This window comes from Oceaniovalibus guishaninsula JLT2003 (assembly GCF_000299575.1).
GTDB lineage: Bacteria > Pseudomonadota > Alphaproteobacteria > Rhodobacterales > Rhodobacteraceae > Palleronia > Palleronia guishaninsula.
Map to the genome: position 1 here is coordinate 179,570 of NZ_AMGO01000021.1, position 21,972 is coordinate 201,541.

At 66.6% G+C, this 21,972-nt stretch carries 21 protein-coding genes; 6 read left to right on the plus strand and 15 right to left on the minus strand.

Going from position 1 to position 21,972, the window contains the following annotated elements; all coding sequences use genetic code 11:
* Positions 1–44: 44 nt before the first annotated feature.
* Complete coding sequence (locus tag OCGS_RS06905) at positions 45–887, plus strand: ABC transporter permease (RefSeq protein WP_007426518.1); 843 nt, start codon at positions 45–47, stop codon at positions 885–887.
* A 30-nt stretch (positions 888–917) separates the two neighbouring features.
* Here OCGS_RS06905 and OCGS_RS06910 read toward each other — a convergent pair whose 3' ends face one another.
* The 6 genes from OCGS_RS06910 to rsfS form a co-directional block, all read right to left on the minus strand.
* On the minus strand, positions 918–2,363 hold the full coding sequence (locus OCGS_RS06910) for an aldehyde dehydrogenase family protein (RefSeq protein WP_007426519.1): 1,446 nt from the start codon (positions 2,361–2,363) through the stop codon (positions 918–920).
* Between the two features lie 45 nt (positions 2,364–2,408).
* Positions 2,409–2,879: an RNA pyrophosphohydrolase gene (locus OCGS_RS06915; RefSeq protein WP_007426520.1), complete on the minus strand. Its 471-nt coding sequence runs from the start codon at positions 2,877–2,879 to the stop codon at positions 2,409–2,411.
* A complete protein-coding gene (locus tag OCGS_RS06920; protein ID WP_040610713.1) occupies positions 2,876–4,219 on the minus strand; it encodes a S41 family peptidase in 1,344 nt (447 codons plus the stop codon). The genes OCGS_RS06915 and OCGS_RS06920 overlap by 4 nt, the downstream gene beginning before the upstream one ends.
* Positions 4,220–4,371: 152 nt before the next feature.
* Positions 4,372–5,901 carry a 2,3-bisphosphoglycerate-independent phosphoglycerate mutase gene (gpmI, locus tag OCGS_RS06925; protein WP_007426522.1) on the minus strand — a complete coding sequence of 510 codons (1,530 nt, stop codon included), beginning with the start codon at positions 5,899–5,901 and terminating at the stop codon, positions 4,372–4,374.
* A gap of 60 nt (positions 5,902–5,961) precedes the next feature.
* Complete coding sequence (gene rlmH / locus OCGS_RS06930; protein WP_007426523.1) at positions 5,962–6,432, minus strand: 23S rRNA (pseudouridine(1915)-N(3))-methyltransferase RlmH; 471 nt, start codon at positions 6,430–6,432, stop codon at positions 5,962–5,964.
* A gap of 6 nt (positions 6,433–6,438) precedes the next feature.
* Positions 6,439–6,849 (minus strand): ribosome silencing factor, encoded by a 411-nt coding sequence (rsfS, locus tag OCGS_RS06935; protein ID WP_007426524.1) that lies wholly within the window; start codon positions 6,847–6,849, stop codon positions 6,439–6,441.
* A gap of 203 nt (positions 6,850–7,052) precedes the next feature.
* On the opposite strand from rsfS, the gene OCGS_RS06940 reads away from it, so the two are divergent.
* Both OCGS_RS06940 and OCGS_RS06945 read left to right on the plus strand, forming a co-directional pair.
* Positions 7,053–7,262, plus strand: a complete 210-nt coding sequence (locus tag OCGS_RS06940) for a hypervirulence associated TUDOR domain-containing protein (RefSeq protein ID WP_007426525.1) — start codon at positions 7,053–7,055, stop codon at positions 7,260–7,262.
* A 10-nt stretch (positions 7,263–7,272) separates the two neighbouring features.
* Positions 7,273–8,217 carry a YihY/virulence factor BrkB family protein gene (locus tag OCGS_RS06945; protein WP_007426526.1) on the plus strand — a complete coding sequence of 315 codons (945 nt, stop codon included), beginning with the start codon at positions 7,273–7,275 and terminating at the stop codon, positions 8,215–8,217.
* Here OCGS_RS06945 and OCGS_RS06950 read toward each other — a convergent pair.
* Complete coding sequence (locus tag OCGS_RS06950; protein WP_007426527.1) at positions 8,212–8,946, minus strand: Crp/Fnr family transcriptional regulator; 735 nt, start codon at positions 8,944–8,946, stop codon at positions 8,212–8,214. The genes OCGS_RS06945 and OCGS_RS06950 overlap by 6 nt on opposite strands.
* Before the next feature lie 74 nt (positions 8,947–9,020).
* Here OCGS_RS06950 and OCGS_RS06955 point away from each other — a divergent pair, with 74 nt between their 5' ends.
* Entirely contained in the window at positions 9,021–9,407 is a 387-nt protein-coding gene (locus OCGS_RS06955; RefSeq protein ID WP_007426528.1) for a hypothetical protein, read from the plus strand.
* Between the two features lie 4 nt (positions 9,408–9,411).
* Here OCGS_RS06955 and OCGS_RS06960 read toward each other — a convergent pair whose 3' ends face one another.
* The 3 genes from OCGS_RS06960 to OCGS_RS06970 are packed head-to-tail and all read right to left on the minus strand — an operon-like array spanning position 9,412 to position 11,859.
* Positions 9,412–11,133: a sensor histidine kinase gene (locus OCGS_RS06960; protein WP_007426529.1), complete on the minus strand. Its 1,722-nt coding sequence runs from the start codon at positions 11,131–11,133 to the stop codon at positions 9,412–9,414.
* Between the two features lie 4 nt (positions 11,134–11,137).
* The gene (locus OCGS_RS06965) at positions 11,138–11,704 is read right to left on the minus strand and encodes an RNA polymerase sigma factor (RefSeq protein WP_040610657.1); all 567 of its coding nucleotides are present in this window, start codon (positions 11,702–11,704) and stop codon (positions 11,138–11,140) included.
* Positions 11,701–11,859, minus strand: a complete 159-nt coding sequence (locus OCGS_RS06970) for a NepR family anti-sigma factor (RefSeq protein ID WP_040610659.1) — start codon at positions 11,857–11,859, stop codon at positions 11,701–11,703. Before OCGS_RS06970 ends, OCGS_RS06965 begins: the two co-directional genes overlap by 4 nt.
* Positions 11,860–11,961: 102 nt before the next feature.
* Between OCGS_RS06970 and OCGS_RS06975 the strand changes: the two genes are divergently transcribed.
* Positions 11,962–12,789: a response regulator gene (locus OCGS_RS06975; RefSeq protein WP_007426532.1), complete on the plus strand. Its 828-nt coding sequence runs from the start codon at positions 11,962–11,964 to the stop codon at positions 12,787–12,789.
* 8 nt (positions 12,790–12,797) lie between these two features.
* Here the strand turns inward: OCGS_RS06975 and OCGS_RS15045 are convergent, their stop codons facing one another.
* The 3 genes from OCGS_RS15045 to OCGS_RS06985 all read right to left on the minus strand — a co-directional run bounded on the left by OCGS_RS15045 (position 12,798) and on the right by OCGS_RS06985 (position 19,627).
* The gene (locus tag OCGS_RS15045) at positions 12,798–12,962 is read right to left on the minus strand and encodes a hypothetical protein (protein WP_007426533.1); all 165 of its coding nucleotides are present in this window, start codon (positions 12,960–12,962) and stop codon (positions 12,798–12,800) included.
* A gap of 126 nt (positions 12,963–13,088) precedes the next feature.
* Positions 13,089–17,840, minus strand: coding sequence for a translocation/assembly module TamB domain-containing protein (locus OCGS_RS14530; RefSeq protein WP_007426534.1), 4,752 nt, complete (start codon positions 17,838–17,840; stop codon positions 13,089–13,091).
* Entirely contained in the window at positions 17,840–19,627 is a 1,788-nt protein-coding gene (locus OCGS_RS06985) for an autotransporter assembly complex protein TamA (RefSeq protein WP_162136604.1), read from the minus strand. The genes OCGS_RS14530 and OCGS_RS06985 overlap by 1 nt, the downstream gene beginning before the upstream one ends.
* A 146-nt stretch (positions 19,628–19,773) precedes the next feature.
* On the opposite strand from OCGS_RS06985, the gene OCGS_RS06990 reads away from it, so the two are divergent.
* Complete coding sequence (locus OCGS_RS06990; RefSeq protein WP_007426536.1) at positions 19,774–20,037, plus strand: DUF7218 family protein; 264 nt, start codon at positions 19,774–19,776, stop codon at positions 20,035–20,037.
* 84 nt (positions 20,038–20,121) lie between these two features.
* Here OCGS_RS06990 and OCGS_RS06995 read toward each other — a convergent pair whose 3' ends face one another.
* Both OCGS_RS06995 and OCGS_RS07000 read right to left on the minus strand, forming a co-directional pair.
* Entirely contained in the window at positions 20,122–21,441 is a 1,320-nt protein-coding gene (locus OCGS_RS06995; RefSeq protein WP_052026137.1) for a mechanosensitive ion channel family protein, read from the minus strand.
* 51 nt (positions 21,442–21,492) lie between these two features.
* Positions 21,493–21,942, minus strand: coding sequence for a hypothetical protein (locus tag OCGS_RS07000; RefSeq protein ID WP_007426538.1), 450 nt, complete (start codon positions 21,940–21,942; stop codon positions 21,493–21,495).
* Positions 21,943–21,972 lie beyond the last annotated feature (30 nt).

Below are 21,972 nucleotides of genomic sequence, written 5' to 3' on the forward strand. Positions count from 1 at the left end.
CGACGGCGCAGCGGCCGCCATCACTTTTGCGGTAAATCCCCCCCGTGACCCGGACAGCGACAGACGACGCCATCGCCCTTCCGCCGCCCCTGACGCCCGCGCGCGCGACGGTCACGGGCAAACGCCCGCCCGCCGCCATCGCCCGGACCGTCACCGCGCTGGTGCTGCGCGAGATGTCGACGCGATACGGCAACAAGCCGGGCGGCTATCTGTGGGCCATCGTCGAGCCGCTGGGCATGATCGCCATTCTGGCGCTGGGCTTTTCGCTGCTGCTGCGCACACCGCCGCTGGGCGACAGTTTCCTGCTGTTCTATGCCACGGGGTTTCTGCCCTACACCTTCTTTCAGGGCATGTCGCGGACGGTCGGGCGGTCCTTGCGCGCATCGCGGGCGCTGCTGGCCTATCCGGTGGTGCACTGGATCGACACGATCATCGCGCGGATCGTGCTGAACACGCTGACCTCGCTTCTTGTGGCGTATATCCTGCTGGCGGGGATCCTTGGCATGACCGGCGCCCCGGTGGTCATCGACATGGGCCCGGTGCTGGAAGCCTATGCGGTGGCGGGGCTTCTGGGGATCGGGGTCGGGCTGGTCAACTGCGTCCTGACGGGGTTCTTTCCGATCTGGGATTCGGTCTGGGGCATCATCACCCGGCCGCTGTTTCTGGCATCAGGGGTGCTGGTCCTTTATACCGCGCTGGGACCGCAGGCGCAGGCCGTCCTGTGGTGGAACCCGCTGATCCACGTGATCGGACGTATGCGGTCGGGGTTCTATTCGATGTATTCGCCCGACTATATCTCCATGACCTATGCGATGCTGGTCGCGCTGCCGCTGATTGCCCTCGGGCTGGTGCTGCTGCGGCGCCATCACAAGCGGATCCTCGAATGATCCGGCGCCGCCCGCTGGCCCGCTGGCCCCTCACTCGTCTTCGGTGGACCAGCCGGAAACGGCCTTGACCTCCAGAAAGTCCTCGATCCCCCAGACGCCGCCCTCGCGGCCGTTGCCCGACCGCTTCATCCCGCCGAACGGCGATCCGGCGCCGCGGGCCTGGCCGTTCATCTCGACCATGCCGGACCGCAGCCTGCGGGCCAGACGGTTGCGGCGGGCGCCGTCCTGGCTTTGGACATAGTTGGTCAGGCCATAGACGGTATCGTTCGCCATCGTCACGGCTTCGTCCTCGGACCCGAATTTCATGATCGACAGGACGGGGCCGAAGATTTCCTCGCGCGCGATGGTCATGTCGGCGGTGACATCCGCGAAAACCGTGGGCTTGACAAAGAAGCCGCGATTCGTCCCCTCGGGGCGTCCGGTGCCGCCGGCGACCAGCCGCGCGCCTTCGTCGATGCCGGTCTGGATCAGATCCTGGATCTTGTTCCATTGGGTTTCGTTGACGACCGGCCCGATATGGCGGCCTTCCTTGCCGGCCGGGCCGACCTCGATCGCGCGGGCGATCGCGCCCGCCTCATCGACGGCGCGGTCGTAAATGGGCGCCTCGACCATCATGCGGCTTGGCGCGTTGCAGCTTTGGCCCGAATTGTTCATCATGTGCAGCACGCCGCGCTTGACCGCCTTGTCGTCGGCATCGGCGAAGATCAGGTTGGCGCCCTTGCCGCCCAGTTCCAAATGCACCCGCTTGAGCGTTTCGGCGGCGTTGCGGGAAATGGCGGTGCCGGCGCGCGTCGATCCCGTGAAGCTGACCATGTCCACAGCCGGGTGGCCCGACAGCGCGGTGCCGATCCCGGCGCCGTCGCCGTTCACCAGGTTGAAGACGCCGGCGGGAAACCCGGCCTCGTCCATCAGTTCGGCGAAAAGCAGCGCGCTGAGCGGGCTTTCCTCGGACGGTTTGAGGATCATCGTGCAGCCCGCCGCGACGGCCGCGCCGACCTTCAGCGTGATCTGGTTCATCGGCCAGTTCCACGGCGTGATCAGCGCGGCGACGCCCACCGCTTCATAGATGATCCGGTCGTTCGGCGCATGATCGCCCAAGGGTCGCACGAAAGCAAAATCGCGGGCCGTGCGGATGAACGTCTTGAGATGGCCATAGCCCGCACCCCATTGCGCGGCGCGCGCCATGTCGATGGGCGCGCCCATTTCGGTGCTGATCGCCTGGGCCATATCCTCGGACCGGGCCTTGTAGAGGTCTGCCAGACGGTCAAGCAGCGCGATCCGGTCCTCGGGCGCGGCATGCATCCAGCCGGGCAGCGCATCCTTCGCGGCGGCGACGGCGGCGTCGGCATCGGCGGCACCGCCCAGCGCGATGACGGCGCAAGGCTCTTCGGTGGACGGGTCGATCACGGGATGATCGCGGCCCTCGACGGCATCGACCCAGCGGCCGCCGATATAGAACTGGCGTTTCTCGATCATGGAAGACTGTCCTTTCGGGTTTCGGTCAATTCAATGGGGCAGCGGTCAAAGCCGGTCGCCAAACGCCCGGAACACCGCGTCATAGACATCGCGCTTGAATGGCACGATGCGCGTCACCAGTTCCTGCGGGGTCAACCATGTCCAGTCTGAAAATTCGGGATGCGCGGTGGCAATGTTCACGTCGGCGTCGCTTCCGTCGAAGCGCATCAGGAACCATTTCTGCCGCTGGCCGCGAAAGCGCCCTTTCCAGAGCCGCCCCAGAAGTTCGGGCGGCAGGTCGTAGGTGATCCAGTCCGGCGTCTCGCCCTCGACCCGGACGAGGGATCGGGTCACGCCGGTTTCTTCCTCGAGCTCGCGCAGGGCGGCGTCGCGCGGAGTTTCGCCCGCGTCGATCCCGCCCTGCGGCATCTGCCAAGCGCCGCCCGGATGGTCGAGCCGCTGGCCCGCGAAGACCAGGCCGTCACGGACCAGCACGACCCCGGCGCAGGGGCGATAGGGCAGATCGGCGGTGCTCAATCCCCGGTTCTCAGCGCCGAGAGGCCCTTGAGGATGTCGATGGCGTAGGCGAGCTGATAATCCTCGTCGCGCAGCTTGGCCGCTTCTTCGGCCGCGGCCTGTTCGTCGAGGATGATCTTGCGCTCGTCCTCGGACACCGAATCGTTGCTGATCGCGCCGCGCAGGTCGGCCTCGGACCGCAGGGGGCGCGCCGGGCTGTCGTCCTCCTCCTCGATTTCGGCGTCGGGGTCGCGGCGGGGCTGCTGCACCACGATGTCGGGCGACACGCCCAGCGTCTGGATCGACCGGCCCGACGGCGTGTAATAGCGCGCCGTGGTCAGCCGCATCGCGCCGTCGCCGCGCACCGGCATGACCGTCTGCACGGATCCCTTGCCGAAGCTCTTGGTGCCGATGACGATGGCGCGGCGATGATCCTGCAAGGCACCCGCGACGATTTCGGACGCGCTGGCCGATCCGCCGTTGATCAGCACGACGATGGGCTTGCCCTGCGCCAGATCGCCCTCGGTCGCGTTGAAGCGGTCGCTGTCGGCCACGTCGCGACCGCGGGTCGAGACGATCTCGCCCTCGTCGAGGAAAGCGTCGCTGACCTCGATCGCCTGGTTCAGCAGGCCGCCGGGATTGTTGCGCAGGTCGATGATGAAGCCGTTGACGTTGTCGATGCCGCCCGCCGCCTCGACCTGTTCGTTCAGGTTCTCGACCAGCTTGGGATAGGTCTGGTCGCTGAAGGTGATGACGCGCAGCACGACGCTGTCGCCTTCGGTGCGCGACCGCACGGCGGTCAGTTCGATCGTGTCGCGGATGATCGACACGTCGAAGGGTTCGTCGGTGCCTTCGCGCACCACGGTCACGACGATTTCGGATCCGACCGGGCCGCGCATCATCTTGACCGCATCGTCCAGCGTCAGGCCCAGCAGCGATTCGCCGTCCACATGGGTGATGAAATCGCCCGCCTCGATCCCGGCGGTGTCGGCCGGGGTGCCGTCCATCGGCGAGACGACCTTGACGAAGCCTTCCTCCTGCGTGACCTCGATGCCGAGGCCGCCGAACTCGCCCTTGGTCTGGGTCCGCATCTGCGCCGCGTCTTCGGGCGAAAGATAGCTGGAATGCGGATCGAGCGACGTCAGCATGCCGTTGATCGCCGATTCGATCAGGTCGGTCTCGTCCACTTCCTCGACATATTGCGACCGGATGCGCTCGAAGATGTCGCCGAACAGGTCGAGTTGTTCGTAGACACCGGCGGAGCGCGCGCTTTCCTGCGCGATCAACGGGCCGGCGACCTGCGTGGTCAGGATGGCCCCGGCCAGAATACCGCCGATTGCGGCCCAAGCGTATCGTTTCATCTTCATCCTATTCGTTCGGCGGCAAGGCGGCCCCTGCGGCGGCGACGGTAACGTCCCGGTGCGGAAAAGAACATCCCGCCGCCGCCGGTGACAATAGGCGATTGGACACACCTGCGGCACCCCGTGGCAAGGCGGGCGCGGTCACGGCGCCATCACGTTTCGGGGCGGTCGATTAGGCTGCGGCCCGTCATCTCGGGCGGCGGCTTCAGCCCCATCAGATCCAGCAGCGTCGGTGCCAGATCGGCCAGGCGTCCGTCATGCAGCGTCGCCCCCTTCGGCCCGCCGGTCATCACGACAGGCACGGGGTTCAGGGTGTGCGACGTATGCGGACCGCCGGTTTCGGGATCGACCATTGTTTCGCAATTGCCGTGATCGGCCGTCACGATCATCGCGCCGCCCGCATCGCCCAGCGCGCGGATCACCCGGCCGAGGCCCCGGTCCACCGCCTCGCAGGCGGCGATGGCAGCGTCCAGATCGCCGGTATGACCGACCATGTCGGGGTTGGCGTAGTTGCACACGATCAGGTCATAACCCTGCGCGATCGCCTCGACGAAGCGGTCCGTCACCTCGACCGACGACATTTCGGGTTGCAGATCGTAGGTGGCGACCTTGGGCGATGGCGGCATGGCGCGGTCCTCGCCCGTCTCGGGCGCTTCGCGGCCGCCGTTCAGGAAGAAGGTGACGTGGGGGTATTTCTCGGTCTCGGCCACGCGGAACTGGCGCAATCCGTGCTGCGCGACCCACGAACCCAGGGTGTTCACCAGCGTCTGCTTGGGAAACATCGCGGCGAACCAGGCATCGTGGTCGCTGGAATAATCCACCATCCCCAGCCGCGCCGTCAGGTCGGGACGCGGGCCGCGGTCCCAGGCGGCGAAATCAGGATCGCCGATGGCGGCCAGAATCTCGCGCGCGCGGTCGGCCCGGAAGTTGAGGCAGAACACGCCGTCGCCGGCGGCCATGCCCGCATAATCGCCGATCACGGTCGGCGGGATGAATTCGTCGGTTACGTCCGCCGCATAGGCCGCTGTCACCGCCGCCAGCGGGTCGGCCGCGCCGCGCCCCTGGCCCCGCACCATCGCGTCATAGGCCAGACGCACCCGGTCCCAGCGCTTGTCGCGGTCCATCGCGTAGTAGCGGCCCGAAACCGTCGCGATGCGGGCCGCGTCGGGCAGGCGGTCGATGAGGATGGGCAGAAAGTCGATCGCCGTCTTGGGGCCGACATCGCGCCCGTCGGTCATGGCGTGGATGGCGACGGGGACGCCTTCCTTCGCGATGATCGTTGCGGCGGCGATCAGGTGGTCGATATGGCCGTGCACGCCGCCATCGGATGCCACGCCCAGCAGATGCGCGGTGCCGCCGCTTTGCCGCAAAGTGGCGATGAAGTCGTCGAGGGCCGGGTTCAGGGCAAAGCTGCCATCCTCGAGCGCAAGGTCGATCTGGCCCAGATCCATCGCCACGATCCGGCCCGCGCCGATATTCGTGTGGCCGACCTCGCTATTGCCCATCTGACCGCGGGGCAGGCCGACATCGGGGCCGTGCGTGACCAGTTGCGCCGAAGGGCCATTCGCCATCAGCCCGTCGAAATTGGGGGTCGCGGCCAGCAGGGGCGCGTTGGCCTGCGCCTCGGCGCGCAGGCCCCATCCGTCGAGGATGCAAAGAACGACTGGGCGGGGTGCGGTCATCGGCGGGTTCCTTCGGCTTGTCCGGCGCGGCCTTAGCACGGCGCGGCCCGACACGGAATGTCAGGCGCGGTGATAGGGACTGCCGGCAAGGATCGACGCCGCGCGGTAAAGCTGTTCGGCCAGCATCACGCGCGCCAGAAGATGCGGCCAGACCATCGGGCCGAAGCACAGGCGCGCATCCGCATCGTCGCGCAAGGCGGGGTCCAGGCCGTCGGCACCTCCGATCACGAAGGTCAGATGCGCGCATCCGCCATCGCGCCTGCGTGCCAGCCAATCGGCGAATTGGGGCGAGCTGAAAACCGCGCCGCGTTCGTCGAGCGCGCAGATCAGGCCGCCGGGCCGGATCGCCTGGCGCAGCGCATCGGCTTCGGCTGCCATTCCGGTGGCGCGCTTCGACTCCACCTCGGTCAGGGCGAGGGGGCCCAGCGACAGCGGGCGGCCGGCGCGGTCGAACCTTCGGGCGTAATCGTCGACAAGGTCGCGTTCAGGGCCGGACCGGCACCGGCCGACCGCGCAGATGGCGACCTTCACCCCGGATCAGGACGCGTCGGCGCCCTGCGGCGGAACGACAGGTGCGGAGCCGGGCGCCATCCACATCTTTTCGAGCTGATAGAATTCGCGCACTTCGGGACGGAAGACATGGACGATGACATCGCCCGCGTCGATCAGCACCCAGTCGGCGGAATCCTTGCCTTCGATCTTGGCCAGAATGCCATGATCCTGCTTCAGCCGGTCGGCCAGCTTGTCGCTGATGGCCGCCACCTGCCGGGTCGAGCGCCCCGAGCAGATCACCATGAAATCGGCCATGTCGGACTTGCCCGCAAGGTCGATGCGGATCACGTCTTCGGCCTTGTCGTCATCGAGCGAGGTCAGGATATGGGCCAGCAGCTGGTCGCTGGTGGGCTTGCTGGCGGCCTTGTCGGCGGCCTTGTCAACGGGGGCGCTCAATGCAGGCCCCCAGGCGGCGGCGCTATCGGCCGCGCTATGGTCGAGAGACAGGACATCGTCCTCCGGGTTCTGGCGCCGACCGGCCGCGGCGCGGGCATGACCGTAATATAAGGCGCAGGCCCCGGCCTTTTCAACGATCCCGCGCGCGGAACCGCACCCATCGGCCAAGGGTTGCCACGGGCAGCCGCAAAGCAGAGGATCGCATGGTACAGCACAAGATCGGCGAGAAGGTCGAATGGAACTGGGGCAACGGCACCGGAACGGGCAAGATCACCGAACGGTTCACCGACAAGGTGACGCGCACCATTTCGGGAACCGAGGTGACGCGCAACGCGACGGACGACGATCCGGCCTATCTGATCGAGCAGGAGGACGGCGGCAGGGTGCTGAAATCGGCCTCGGAACTGAAATGACCGCACCGGCATGACGTCGGACCATCATCACCACGTCACCGGACCCGGCCTGTCGCGGCGCAAATGGTGGGATGCCGTGAAGGCGGTCTATATGGAGATGAACGACAACAATCTCGGCCTGATTTCGGCCGGGATCGCGTTTTATGCGATGCTGGCGATCTTTCCCACCGTGGCCGGGCTGATCGCGATCTGGGGCTTTTTCGCGGACCCGTCCGAAGTGTCGATGCAACTGCACCTGCTGCGCGGCATCATCCCCGAACAGGCCTACCGCATCCTCGACAATCAGGTGACGAGCCTGATCACCGCCAATACCAGCACTCTGGGCTGGGCGACGGCGGCGTCGCTGGCGCTGGCCCTGTGGTCTTCGCGCGCGGGGGTCGAGGCGATGACGCGGGGCCTCAATGCCATCTACCGCGAACGCAACCGCCTCGGTCTGCGCCAATGGACCGCCGCTTTCGGGATTACGTTCCTGCTGATGGGGGTGGCGTTGGTCGCGCTGGCCAGCGTCGTGATCCTGCCGATCGTGCTGGCGGTGTTGCCGCTGGGGCCGCTGACTTCGTGGCTGATCGCGTCGGTGCGCTGGATCGTGGCGCTGTCGGTGATCGTCGTGGCGCTGGGCGTCGTCTATCGCTATGGCCCCAACCGCCGGGGCGCGCGGCCCGGATGGCTGACGCCCGGCGCGATGGTCGCGGTGGTGGTCTGGGGCGCGGTGTCGTGGGGGTTTTCGTTCTATCTGTCCAACTTCGGACGCTATAACGAGATCTATGGTGCGCTGGGGGCCTTCATCGCATTGCTCATGTGGCTCTATTTCAGCGCGTTCTCGGTCCTGCTGGGCGCATCGCTGAATGCGGAGCTGGAATTACGGACGCGAGAGGACAGCACGATCGGCCCCGACCGCCCCATGGGCGAGCGCAAGGCCTATGTCGCGGATCATCTGGTCGAGCCCAAATCATAGCAGCGGCCGGTTGCGCGCCGGTTCGATCTCGGCGCCCGCAAGACGGTGCAACTGGCCCGGATCGCGGATATGCAGGGCGTCGTTGCGCCAGACGACGATGTCCATTTCCCGCAGGCGGGCCAGCGTCTTGTTGGTGTGGACCAGCGACAGGCCCAGAAGATCCGCCAGATCCTGCTGCCGATAGGGAAACGGCATCGTGTCGCCCAAGGCGAGACCGAGCGCCAGCGCGCGCTGGTGGATCTGCGCGATCGCCCAGGCGACACGCTCTATTGCGGGCAACTGGCCGATGGTGGCCAGCGCGTCGCCCAGAAAATGCTCCTCGGATGCCGCCAGCCAGACGACATCGTAGGCGCGTTGCGGGTTCTGGGCGAAGATGCGGAAGAAGCGGTCGCGCCGGAAGGTGCACAGCACCATGCGCGTCGTCGCCTCGATCGTGTGGCCCATATCCTCCAGCACCGCGCCCTGAAGGCCGATGAAGTCGCCGGGCATCAGGAAGTTGATGACCTGCCGCTTACCGTCCGCCATGCGGACGTGACGCAGGCCCATCCCCGAGAGCACGGTGAAGAGATAGGGGGCCGGGCTGCCTTGGTCGAGCACGGTCGCGCCCGGCTCGACGACGGTTTCGCGGATCTTCAGTTCTTCCATTAGGGCCACATCCTCGGCCGAGAACGGATCGAAGATCGGCAAACGGCGCAGCGGGCATTCGGCGCAATGCACGGCCATCAGCATCCCTATGTCATACGTTAATGCGAAAGCGTCCAATATGCGGCACACGGACGGGAAACCCACTGTTACCGGACTGCATGGAAACCGCAACGCGCCAGCCGTCGATCTTTGTCGTCATGGAACGCGACCCGTTCGTCGCGGCGGACCTTTGCGACTGGATCGCGCGCCGCTGGCCGGACGCGCGCATCTTGCTGGCGCGCAGTTTCGCCGAGGCAGAGGGCATCCTGGCGACGGTACCGGAGGGCGTCTTCGCCGTGATCGACGACACTTTTCCGGGTGCGTCCGATGGTCGCCTGTCAGCCTTGCTGCCCGAGACCTGCCGGGGGATCGTCCTGGTATCGCGTTACGGCGAAGCGCAGCCGGTGCCCCGTCATGTCATGGTGGACAAGCCCTTCACCTCGGCGGTGCTGGACGGCGCCTATCGCCGTGCCATGGCCCCGCCGTCGCGCAAGGCCGCCGGATAGACGGTCAGTCGTTCTCGAAGTCGCTGGGACGGAAGCGGACGACGACCTCGAACCGACCGTCGTCGATGTTGCGCTCGATCTGCGCGCTGAGTTGCAGGACGAAGGCGTCGATCAACTGGCTGCCGAGGCCGGCGGCACCCAGCCCCTGCTGATCGTTCAGATGTTCGCCGGTCGAATTGGCGACGCGCAGGGTCACTTCGCCGTCGTCAAGCCTGTCCAGACGCACCGACAGCCACGGTTTCCCGTCCGCGGGCCGCCCGATATATTTCAGCGCGTTCGTCAGCGTCTCGGTCAGAAGCAGCGACAGCGGCACGGCCTGATCGGGATAGAGACCGACCGTATCGAACGCCATCTCGATATGAATGCCGGCTTCGTCGGCGCTGCCCGCGCGCAGGATCTGGCGTGACAGATCGGACATCAGCCGCGCCGAGTCGATGCGCGTGAGAACCGACGCTTCGTAAAGGTTGCGGTGAATCGTGGCCAGGCCCAGCACCCGGTCCTGCAAGCGCCGCAGGACGAACCGGGTCTCGGGAACCTCGGTCTTGCGCAACTGCATGTTGGTCATCGACGCGATCAGTTGCAAGTTGTTCTTGACCCGGTGATGAACCTCGCGCAGCAGCACGTCCTTTTCGTGCAGCGAATTTTCCAGATCGGCCTCGTCGCGCATGATCTGATCGGTCATCGTATGGAAGGCGAGGATCACCTCGCGCAGTTCGGCGGGGGTGTCGCGCGACGGATTCGGAACGGTGATGTGGCGCGTCGCGGTAAAGGCACGGATACGCCGGCGCAGGTCGCGGATGTGCCGTGTCACCAGACGATGCACGGCGAAATAGGCAACGCCGATGCTGACCAGCCACATCAGAAGCGGGAAGACGATCGCGCTGAGCGCCGGCAATCCTCGCGTGCCGATATCGCCCGGCAGCCAGATCGACATCGTGAACAGTTCTTCCTCGATCAGCGGGGCGATGGCATAGACGCGTTCCTGCCCAGCCTCGTTCGGCGCGCGGAAGGAATAGGCCTCGGGCGCGGTCAGGTCGGCCAGCGTGCGGCCCCGTGGCAGACGCGGGGTGATGTCCGTCTCGACCGTCGCGGATTGCGCGGTCAGGACCAGACCGTCCTCGTCGAAGGTGATGATTTCCAGCGGCCTGACGCCGCCGATCTCGGTTCCGACGATGTCAGGGGGCGATTGGGGCACCGATACGGCGAAATAGCCGATATCCTGACCGTCCTGCACAATCGGTTCGGTCATGATGACGACGCTGGCGCCCGAAATCAGGCCCCTCGTCGCGGCCGTTATCGATCCGCGCTCCGCCACATATTCACGATAGGCCGCGCCCTGCGACACGTCGGTGCCGTATCCGTCCGACCCGCAAAGGACGATGCCGTCCAGACCGACCACCCCCGCGAATTGCAGCATCGGGTCCGACGCGACCAGCCGGACCATCTGCGCGTTGCAATCCAGCGGGTCGTTTAGAAGCGGCGGCGCGAATATGGCGCCCGCAGCGGCGGCGGCCCGGCCCCGAAGCAGCGACTCACGCTCCATCGCGGCGGCGGCGCGGGTGCTGCTGACGATGGCCGCGTCGAATTGCGAATTGGCTTCCTCGATGACACGATAGGTCTGGACCATGGCGATGATCCCGACCGGCGCCAGGGCCACGCCCAGAAGGGCGACCAGCCTTACATCCAGCCGGTCGAGAATGCCGAAACCGCGTCCGCCCCCCAGCATGGGACTAGCCCTGCTGCGGCGTCGCGGCCATGACGGAAATCGTCGTCGCGTCGGTGATGGTCGGATCCTCGCCCTCGACCATACCCAGCAATTCGGCCAGCTTGCGGCGGCCCCTGTTGGCGCGGCTTTTGATCGTGCCGACAGCGACGCCACACATCGAGGCCGCTTCTTCGTACGCGAAGCCCGACGCGCCGACCAGCATCAGCGCCTCGCGCTGCTCGACCGGCAGCTTCTCGAACGCCTTCTGGAAGTCCTTCATCGCCAGCCTGCCGTCATGGGCGGGCTTTTCGGAGAGCTGAGCGGCCATGATCCCATCGACATCCGCGACCTCTCGCTTGGCCTTGCGCCTGATCGAATAGAACGCGTTGCGCTGGATCGTGAACAGCCAGGCGCGCAGATTGGTGCCCGGCTGGAACTTGTCCATGTTCTTCCAGGCCTTTTCGATCGTGTCCTGTACCAGGTCGTCGGCTGCGGACGAATTGCGCGTCAACGACATGGCAAACGCGCGCAGAGCACCGAGATGCTCCACCAGTTCCTCCCTCGGATCCCGAGGGGCATTGGCATTGCTCATTCTGTCGGTCCTGCCTTCTGGTCCTGCGCTTTCAACCGATCGAGGAGTTCCTTGAAGCGGTCGGGAACCTCGTCGGATTGCGACTGCTCGTAGACACGCCGCAGGTTTTCGTCGATCTGTCGCATGACATTCGACGTGCTCTTGTTCTTTGACATGAGAATTGGTCTTGTCCCGGCTTGAAAATCGGCATGGCTCTGGAACCAACGTGCGGTTCTGGCGTTGGTTCCATGGGACACCAGAGTTTAGGGCACTTCAAGATGACTGACCGCACTGCGACTGACGACGTTTCCGTCGTCATCGGACGAGAACTTCCTTACCTGCGACGGTACGCCCGCGCCCTGACCGGATCCCAGACGACCGGCGACAATTACGCCGCCGCCACGCTCGAGGCGATCCTTCAGGAGGCCAGCATCTTCGACCGCGCGATGCAACCCAAGGTGGCGCTTTTCCGGGCCTTTCACAAGATCTGGTCCACCGCGGGCGCGCCCACTGCGGATACAGAGGATCCGGGCACGCGGCTGGAATCCCGCGCGCTGGATCACATGGCCGGGCTGACGAACAACACGCGCGAGGCGCTGCTGCTGTCCACGATCGAATCGTTCAACAACGAGGAAATCGGCACGGTCATGGGCATCGACGCCGACGAGGCGTCTGAACTGATCCACATCGCCATCCGCGAGATGGAGAAGTCGATGGCCGGCAAGGTCATGATCATCGAGGACGAGGCGATCATCGCCATGGACATTCATTCCATCGTCGCCGAGATGGGGCACGAGGTGACGGGCATCGCCCGGACACGGTCGGCCGCCGTCGATCTTGGAACGCGCGAACGGCCCGACCTGATCCTTGCGGATATCCAGTTGGCCGACAATTCGTCGGGTATCGACGCGGTGAACGATCTTCTCGGCCAGTTCGGCGAAATCCCGGTGATCTTCATTACCGCCTTCCCCGAGCGTCTGCTGACCGGCGACAAGCCGGAACCGGCCTTCCTGATCTCCAAACCCTATTCCGAGGAACAGGTCAGGTCGGCCGTCAGTCAGGCGATGTTCTTCAGCAGCACCGAAACGCTGAGCTCGCCGGCCTGAAGCACCGGTCAGCCGTCCCGCATCATCTTGAGAAGCAGCAGGACGGCGGACACCACGAGAAACACGAAGAACAGGCCCTGTCCCGTCACGGCCAGTTCGCCCGGTTCGCCGCCGAAGCCGACAAGCCCGGCGGTCAGGGCCACCGTGAAGGTTATGAAAGACCAGTAAACCATCGCGCCACCGTCTCCGTCTGTCATCGGGTGACTGGCCAAAGCGCGACCCGGCGATCCGGTTCCGCCGCAAATCGCGCCTCACGGTGACGTCAGGGCACGCGTTGCAATTTTGTCGCAGGGCGCCGGTCAGTAATCCTTTTCGAAGAAGACGCCCAAGGTCGAGTTGCCGTCGTTCGACACCCCGCCCCTGACCTTGACGTTGTCGGTCAGATCGAGGTTCAGGTTGATGTTCGCATCGCCCGAGGCACCGACCGTCACGTCCGTATAGAGGTTTTCCGACAGGTACTTGCCTGCCCGCAGGCCGATGTTGCCGTCGGCGTCGGTGGTGACGTCCAGATCGTCCAGCCCGGTCTTTTCGCGTAGGGTGGTGATGATGCCGGTCCCGCCGCGCCCCGCCAGGGTCGCCACCGCCTGTGCCAACTGTGCCGCCTGCAAGGGCGAGATCGAGTCGAGCGACCGTCCGAACAGAAGCCGCGCCAGAACCTCCTCCTGCGGCAGGTCGGGGCTCGAGGCGAAGGTGATGTCGGGGTCCGAAACCGGTCCTTCGACGATGATGCGGATGGTGACGCCTTCCGCCTGCGTGCTGGCGACCAGCCGCACGACTGGCACGAAATCGCCCTGAAGGGTGATCTGCCCCTCGTCCAGTTCCAGCCGGCGACCGAGCAGGTTCAGCCGGCCGCGGATCAGGTCGAACTGGCCCGAGGGGATCACATCGGTCGTCGTTCCGGTCAGCCGCAGACGGCCGCCCAGCTCGGCATCCAGTCCACGGCCCCGCACGAAGATCCGTGTATCCGACACGATCAGCACGTCCAGCGGATAGGACACGCCGATACTCCGGCCGCCTCCCTCGTCCGCATCCTCGATCAGGCCGGCACGGTCGCGCGTCGCGCGCACGGCCGCAGGTTCGTTGACATGGACCAGCCCGTCGGGGATCGGCCCCGTCCCGCCCAGCCCGGTCGAGGGGATGCGCACCTCGGTCTCGTCCAGACCGATCCGGCCGGATATGCGCGCGCCGCCGGTCAGCGAACCGTCGAGGGTGATGTCGCCATCGGCCTGCGTGCGGTAGAGGTTGGGATCCTCGAATACCAGATTCCGCAGGACCAGCCGCAGGTCGGCATCGTATCCCGGCGTCAGCGAAATGGGGCCCGACACTTCCAGCCGCCCGCCTGCCTGCTTGCGCGCGCGTCCATCCAGCACGGCGCGCCCGTTTTCCAGCCGCGCGGTCAGGGCGATCTGTTCCAGCACGATGGACAGGTTGGGCAGCACGGCGCGGGCATCGCTTGTCGTGACCGTGCCCGACAGCGAGGACAGTGCCAGCGGCCCGTTCAGTCCGAGATTTGCGCGGGCCGTGCCGGACAGGGATCTGGGTTCGATGAACGGGTTCGCCACGACAAGCGGAATCGTGCCGTCGATGGCGAGGTTCGCGCGCCCGAACGTCTGCGCGACCGTTCCGTCCACGGTGGCGGCGATGCCGGCCGGCCCGGTCAGGCGCATATCGACCGAGATATCGCGCCCAGCCTCGCCCATACGACCCTGCGCCGTCACCGGACCGTTGAGGCCCGGAACGAAACCGCCGAGATCCGCAAGCCGCGCGTCGAAGGTCAGGTCGCTTTCCCCGCCCAGCAGCGTGCCGCTGGCATTGGCCGACACCCCCGGCGCATCGAGGTTCAGTTGCCGCACGCGGATCGGCGCATCGGCCCCGTCGCGCGACGCATCAAGTGCCAGCGTCGCACGCCCGGCGAACAATCGGTCCGCGTCGGGGATGCCGATGCGCAGCGATTGCGCGGTGGCGTTGGCCGTGACATCGAATTGGCTGCCATCCGCCTGCGCGCTGCCCTCGACGCTCAGATCCACGGATCCGCCCAGTGAACGACCGGCGACGCGCGAGAAGCGCGCCAGATCCGTTGCCTGCAAATCGGCCTCGCCGCTGATCCGCAGGGCGCTGTCGTCGTTCAGACCGGCCACATCCGCCATCGCATCCAGCATCACGCCGGCGCCGTCGCCATCCACCGAAACCTGCCACGCCTCGGCCGTTTCATCGGCAACGATGGTCAGCCGCCCCTCGCCCGACAGTTCCGGCACGACCTGTCCCAGATCGGGGAAGACCAGCGACAGGCGCGCGGCATCGTCCTGCGTGCCGTATTGCCCCGATCCGGTCAGACGCACCTGATCGTTCGACAAAGCCAGCGACGGCACCTCGATCCTGTCGCCATTGCGAACGATCCGGCCATCCAGGTCGGTCACGCCGGCGAAAAGGCGGTTCAGATCCGGCTGGCCGACGGCAAGGTCGCGGGCCTGACCGTCGACGGTCGCGTCGATCTGCGACAGATCCAGCCGCGCGCTTCCCCTGACGCCCAGGTCCAGGCTGCCGCCCAGACCGCGGCCCGCCACGTCCGAAAAGCGCGCCAGGTCCTGCACCGTCACGTCGAGATCGGCCTCGGCCAGCGGCGACGGCGCGTCGAGTTCGCTGATCGTCCCGTTTCCGTCGATCCGCACGCCCGCGCCCGATCCGTCCAGCGTCACTGTCCAGATGCCGGCATCCTCCTGCGCATCCAGCGTCAGCGTGGCGGGTCCGGACAGCGACGGCAGCACATCGCCCAGTTCGGCCATCCGCACATCGGCATCGACGAAGCCCGCGCCGTCGACATACCGCGCCTCTCCCGTGGCAGTGATCTGCGGATTGGTAAGGCTGAACCGCGGCACCAGCACGTCCGCGCCGTTCTTTGTCGCCTCGACGGCAAGCTCGGTCTGCCCCTGCAGCAGACGGTTCAGGTCGGGCTGGCCCAGTTCCAGCGATCCGGCCTGGCCCGCCGCCTCGATCGACACATCCGACAGATCGGTGCGCCCGGATCCGGTGATTTGCAGATCGACGGACCCGCCCAGTTCCCGACCCGCGACGCCCGAAAATCTGGCAAGGTCGTCCGCCTGCACCGAGGCGCGCCCTTGAAACAGCGGTGCGTCGGCTTCGGGATCGGTCAGCGTCCCGTCCGCCATCGCCGTCGCGCCCGCCGCTTGGGCATCGAGGTCCATCACCCAGCCGCTGCCCTCGTTGTCGGCGGCAAAGCGGACGGTTCCGGCACCCGACAGGGCGGGATCAACGACGCTCAGGACGGGCAGGCGCAGGTTCGCGCGGGCCGTGCCGCTGTCGGCAGCCAGATCGGCGCTCGCCTCCAGCGAAATCCCGCTGCCCTCGACCGAAAGCTGGGGCACGCGGGTGCCTTCCGCATCGCGGGCGGCGCGCAGGGTAAGCGTGGTCTCGCCGTCCAGCAACCCGCCAATCTGCGGAATGTCGAGCGCCAGATCCTGCGCCGTGCCGTCCAGCGCCACGTCGAAGGACCGCGCCAGGATCGCGGCCTGCAAATCCAGATCGGTTGTCAGAGACCCGGCAAGCGACCGGCCCGCCAGCGCCGAGAAGGCATCAAGATCGGCGATCTGCGTCTGAACGTTCAAGGTCAAAGGAATGTTCTGTCCGCCGGGATCGAGCTGGCCCTGCCCCGTCAGCGCGACGCTCGCGCCGTTCAGGTTCAGTCGCTCCAGCATCACGGGCGCGCCCGCGGACCAGTCGATTGCCGCGTTGCCGGTCAGATTGTCGCCCAGCGCCTGCGCCACGCCCGGATCGTCGGTCTGGAAGCCCGCCGCCGTAAAGTCGAGGTTGGCATCCACCTGCAACGATTCGCCCTGCCCCGCGATGCGGCCAGTGCCGTCCAACGCCAGACGTTCGACCGCCAGATCGCCCTGATCCAGCCCCGTCACGATCAGCCGCGCGGTCCAGTCGTCGCCCTGGGCGCTGTCATAGGACACGTCGAGGTCCACGTCCTGCACCGAAATCTCGCCGCCCACGGGTAGCACGACAGGCCCATCCGGCGACGCGATCCGGCCGGTGAGGGCGATCCGATCGGGTGCGCCGTCGGCCCCGATCACCAGCGATCCGTCAAGGTCGATGGACCGCGCCGACAGGGACAGATCGTCGATCCGCAACACCCCGTCGGGCAATTGCGCGCCGTCCACCGTCAGCGCGATGTCGGGGCCGAAGAAGGGACGGTATTCGGGGACGAAAAGCGGCGCGATGTCGCCCGCGATGTCGGCGCCGAAGGTGCGCGCGCCGTCATCGGTCGCGGTGCGCACGGTGCCGGTAAGACGCGGCTCGCCGTCCGTGGCCAGCGCCAGTTCGGCGGCGAAATCCGACAGCGGCCCCTGCCCCTGCACCGACGCTTGCAGCGCCGGCTTGCCCGGCAGGTTCAGCAGGTTGGCGACGATCCCGTTCTCGCCCTCGTCCACGGCGATGTCGATGGCCAGATTGCTGTCCGCATCGAACGACACGTCGATGCCGAACGTGCCCTGCCGGTCGTCCACGCGCGCAATTTCCAGATCGGTATCCAGCGTTCCGTCCCGCAGCAGCGCCGATCCGTTCACCGACACCACCGCCGGCACGCCGATCACCGGCTGGCCCAGATCGACCTGCGGCACGGCAAGCCTTTCGATGCGGACGGAAACGGGCAGGTCGGGCAGGCTGAACGGCTTGGCCTCGACCGACGGCACGGACGGGTCGGGCGTCGGAAGGCGCGGCACCTCGATGGACGCGGCCGCCAGTTCCTCGACCTCGACCCGGCCGCGCAGCAGGGCGGATCGGTTCCAGTCCAGGACGGCGTCGTTCACCGTCAGCCACGGCCCTTCGTCATCCGAAATGACAAGCTGGCGGATGGTGGCGCGGGAACTCAGCGCGCCCTCGAATCCGCGCACGTCCACGTCGAAACCGGGACCGGACAGCGCGTTTTCCAGCAGCCCTTCCAGAAAGCCCGGACCGTCATCGTCGTCCTGCGCCAGAACCGGCAGAACGGCAAGCCCCGCCAGAACGAGGGCGATGCGAACGCCCCGCATCAGAAAGCCTGCCCTATGCCGACATAGACCTCGACGCCGTTGTCGTCGTCGCCCATCACGGGCGCTGCGACATCCAGCCGGATCGGTCCGATGGGGGTCAGGTAACGCAGGCCCAGTCCGGCACCCGCCTGATCGTCGCTGTCGCTGCCCGGAAAGCTGTCGCGCCCGACGATGCCGTAATCGACGAAGCCGACCAGCCCGATCCGTTGCGTCACCTGCCCGCGCAGTTCCGCCTGCAAACCGACGAAGGACGCGCCGCCAGAATCCACGCCGTTGTCCAGCGTGACGCCGAGCGACTGGTATTCGGTGCCACGCACCGTTCCGCCGCCGCCCGAATAGAAGCGGTAATCGTTCGGCACCTCCTCCAGATCGGCGCCCAGGATCGACCCGGCCTGCACCCGACCGGCCAGCATCACGCGGTTTTCGGCCCCCAGCCCCAGATAGGCGCGGCCGTCGACGGTCAGTCGTCCGCCGGTGCCGGTGGCGTCGTTCAGTCCCGCGAACGGCGTCAGCCCGGCCTTCAGATAGAACCCTTCGGTCGCGTTCAGCGGCGCGTCGCGAGTGTCATAGACACCTTCCATCGGCAGGTTGACCAGCAGGTAATCGGTATCGCCTGCATCGTCCGTCACGCTGGCATAGCGCAGGCCCAACGCGGCCGAAACGGTCAGCGCGTCGTTCACGCGGCGGGTATAGCCGAAGGCCAGCGATGCCGTGTCGGATTCGAAATCGGGTTCGTCCAGATGGGCGATCTCGCCCTCGATGAAGAAGTTCGTCTCGGGGTTGAAGGTCGCCGGACGCTCGAACCGGCCCTTTATGCCGTAATCCATGCCGTCCGTCTGCCCGCCGATCCCCGAAACCGACGCGTCGAAGCGCAGCCGCTCGGCCCCGCCCAGCAGGTTGCGGTGCAGCCAGAACGCCGTCAGTGCCGCGCCGTCCACGGTCGAAACCTCGGCGCCGAAACCGATACGCCGGGGTTTCTGCGCGGCCAGTTGCGCGATGATATCCATGCGGTTGCCCGGCCCCAGGGCATCGGCTTCGGTCAGGGCCACGGACGAAAAAACGCCCGTCTCGCGCAGCCGGCGCGCGGCGTCGTTCAGCTCCTCGGGCGAGAAGACTTCGCCCGTGGGAAGCCCCGCAATGGCGCGCAGGCGTTCGGGCCGGACCGACGTGTCGCCTTGCAAAACCAGATTGCCGAACGTCACCCGCGGGCCGGGGGCGATGTCGATATCGACCGCCAGCGTGTTGCGTTCGTGCTGCGCGACGACCGTCTGATCGGCGATCTCCGCCTTGGCCATGCCCACGTCGCGCCACCCCCCGACCGCCGCCGCCGCCGCGTCCTCGATGATCGGGGACCGGGCGGGTTCGCGCACGGCGAATCCGTCGGGCAGTTCGGTGCCGGGCGCCAGAGGGTCGATGCGCGTCTGCGAAAAGCGGTATCGCGGCCCCGGATCGACGTTGACGGTGATGCTGTCGATCCGGCCGATCCGCGCCAGGGGCGGGATGCGCGCGGCCTCGGTCCCGTTCACGAGAACGTTGATCACCGCGCCATACCGCGCCTCGGCGTAAAGCGCGCCGATCAGGCGACCGTATTCCGCCCGCGCATCGGCCAGCAATTCCTGCGGATCGGTGACATCCTCGGCGTCCGCCGCAACCAGAAGCGAGACGTTGCGCAACTTTTCCTCAAGCTCGCCGCCGCCCGCCACGCGGAACGTGATGTCCTGCGCCGCGACCGAATGGGCGCATGTCACCGCGGCGATACCGGCCGCGCAGATAATCGTCCGTCCCAACCCGACCACCCCCGGTGCTTTGCCGTGACAGTAGAAAGCTGATCGACGCTTGGCCAGCGGCCTTGCGGTCACGTTTTCGCAGCGGGGCCGACAGGAACTTCCGCGCCACACCAACGCTTTTTCCCGCATAACCGAAGGAGGACGCCATGGCCCGCAATCACGGACCCCAGATCAAGGACGACGAGACCTATCAGGCCCTGCGCGACGACGGCGCCAGCAAGGAAAAGGCCGCCCGCATCGCCAACGCCCAGGCCAACAAGGACATGCATCCCGGCAAAAAGGGCGGAAAGGCCCCCGCCTACGAGGACTGGACGAAGGACGACCTTTACGGTCGCGCGCAGGAGCTGGATATCGAAGGCCGGTCGGACATGACCAAGGACGAACTGATCGAGGCCCTGCGCAACCATTGATGCCGGCCCGCCTCGGTCGGGTCCGCAGCCTAAGGCATGCCGATGCCGTCTAGGCTGCGATTCGGCCCGATTTGCGTTCAGGGATCAGTCCTTCGCTACGGCAACCGCGTCTTCCCCCAGCATCCGCACCTCGCGCTGCGGGAAGGGGATGCTGATGCCGTGCGCGCGAAAGGCATCCCAGAGCGCCAGAAACACATTGCCGCGGATATTGGTCAGCCCGCCGGTCGGATCGGTGATCCAGAAGCGCAAGATATAATCGACGCTGCTGTCACCGAAACCGACGATGTGGCAGACCGGGGCACGCGCCGACAGGACGCGCGGCACGCCTTGGGCCGCTTCGACGGCAATCCGGCGCACCAGATGCGGATCGTCCGCATAGGCGCAGCCGAAATGGATATCCAGCCGCACGAACGGGTCGGAATGGGACCAGTTCACCACCTGCCCGGTAATCAGATCCTCGTTCGGGATCAGGAATTCCTTGCCGTCCCGCGTGGTGATCGACGCATAGCGCGCACCCAGCGTGTGCACCCAGCCGAAGGTCTGGCCCAGGCTGATGACATCGCCCGGCTTGATCGACTTGTCGAGCAGGATGATGACGCCCGAGACAAGGTTCGACACCACCTTTTGCAGACCGAAGCCCAGCCCGAGACCGATGGCGCCCGACAGGAACGCCAGACCGGCCAGATCGACGCCCACCGCCTCCAGCCCCAGAAACAGCGCCGCGCCGTAAAGCGCGATTTGCAGCACCTTGACCGCCAGCACCCGCATCGAGGGGCTGATATCCTCGTTCCGGCGGATGCGATCGCCGCTGGCGCGCGACAGGAACCGCGCCACGACGAAAAGCACGGCGACGATGACCACCGCCTTGATCAGCGTCAGAAGGCTCAGCCGGACCTCTCCGAAGCCCAGCGCCAGCCGGTCGAGAAAGGCGGTCGTCTCGTCCGTCAGGCCCAGCAGGTAAAGCGTGACCCAGACCCACAGGCCCCAGCGCACCACGGTCCGCAGGATCGGGTTGCGCACCAGACGGGCGGCAAAGATCACCCCCAGCCAGGCCGATCCCAGCGTCGCGGCCATGTCCACGATGTAGTATTTCGACGGAAAGACATAGATCGCCCGCAGGATCCACGTGACCGCCCAGGCCAGCACGACGAACCAGATCAGTTGCAGCCGCCGGTTCACCACCAGCAGCATCCTGATCTGCCACGTGGGCCGGTCCAGCCCGCGCATCCAGTCGCGCATGGGTTCGGTCGTGAGCCTGCGCAGGATCCATGCCGCCGCCAGAACCACGAGGATCAGCACGATCTGAAGCACGCGGCTGGGCAGCAGCATGTTGCGCCACCAAAGCTCGGCCGTGCGCCACAGCGCGTCGAACTGCTCGATCAGGATGCGCAGGGCGTCGTCCATCACGGCACGATGACGCGCCGGTGGCCGTGCGGCAAGCCGGTTCGCCGCTCCCTAGCCGTCGCCCGCCCCGCAGGCGGCGTAGCCCATCCGTATCGTATCGATATAGGGCGCCATGGCTTCTTCGCGGCTCATCCGCTGTTCGCGGACGAACATGTCGTAAAGGTCGCGCGGCGCGATCCGGGCGCCCAACTGTTCGCCGACGCAGCCGCAGGTCTCGACGCACGTTCCGTCGCCGGTATCCTCGCAGGCGGCAAGGCATGTCTCGACCGATGCGCGGACGAATCCTTCGTGGTTGGCCCGAAGCGAGTCTTCGCTGGGCTGGGGCTGGCCGCCGGACGCGCCGACGAAGCCGCCGATAAACAGCAACGCGGCGACCGCGACACCCGCCATGCGCCCTTGCCGGCGGGGCATCCGTCGCGACGCCAACAGCGCGACCAGAAGTCCCGCCAAGACAGGCAGCACCAGACGCGCCGAAAGATAACCGATCTGCTCGCCCGTCATCGCATCCCTGCCAATGTGCATCCGTTCGAC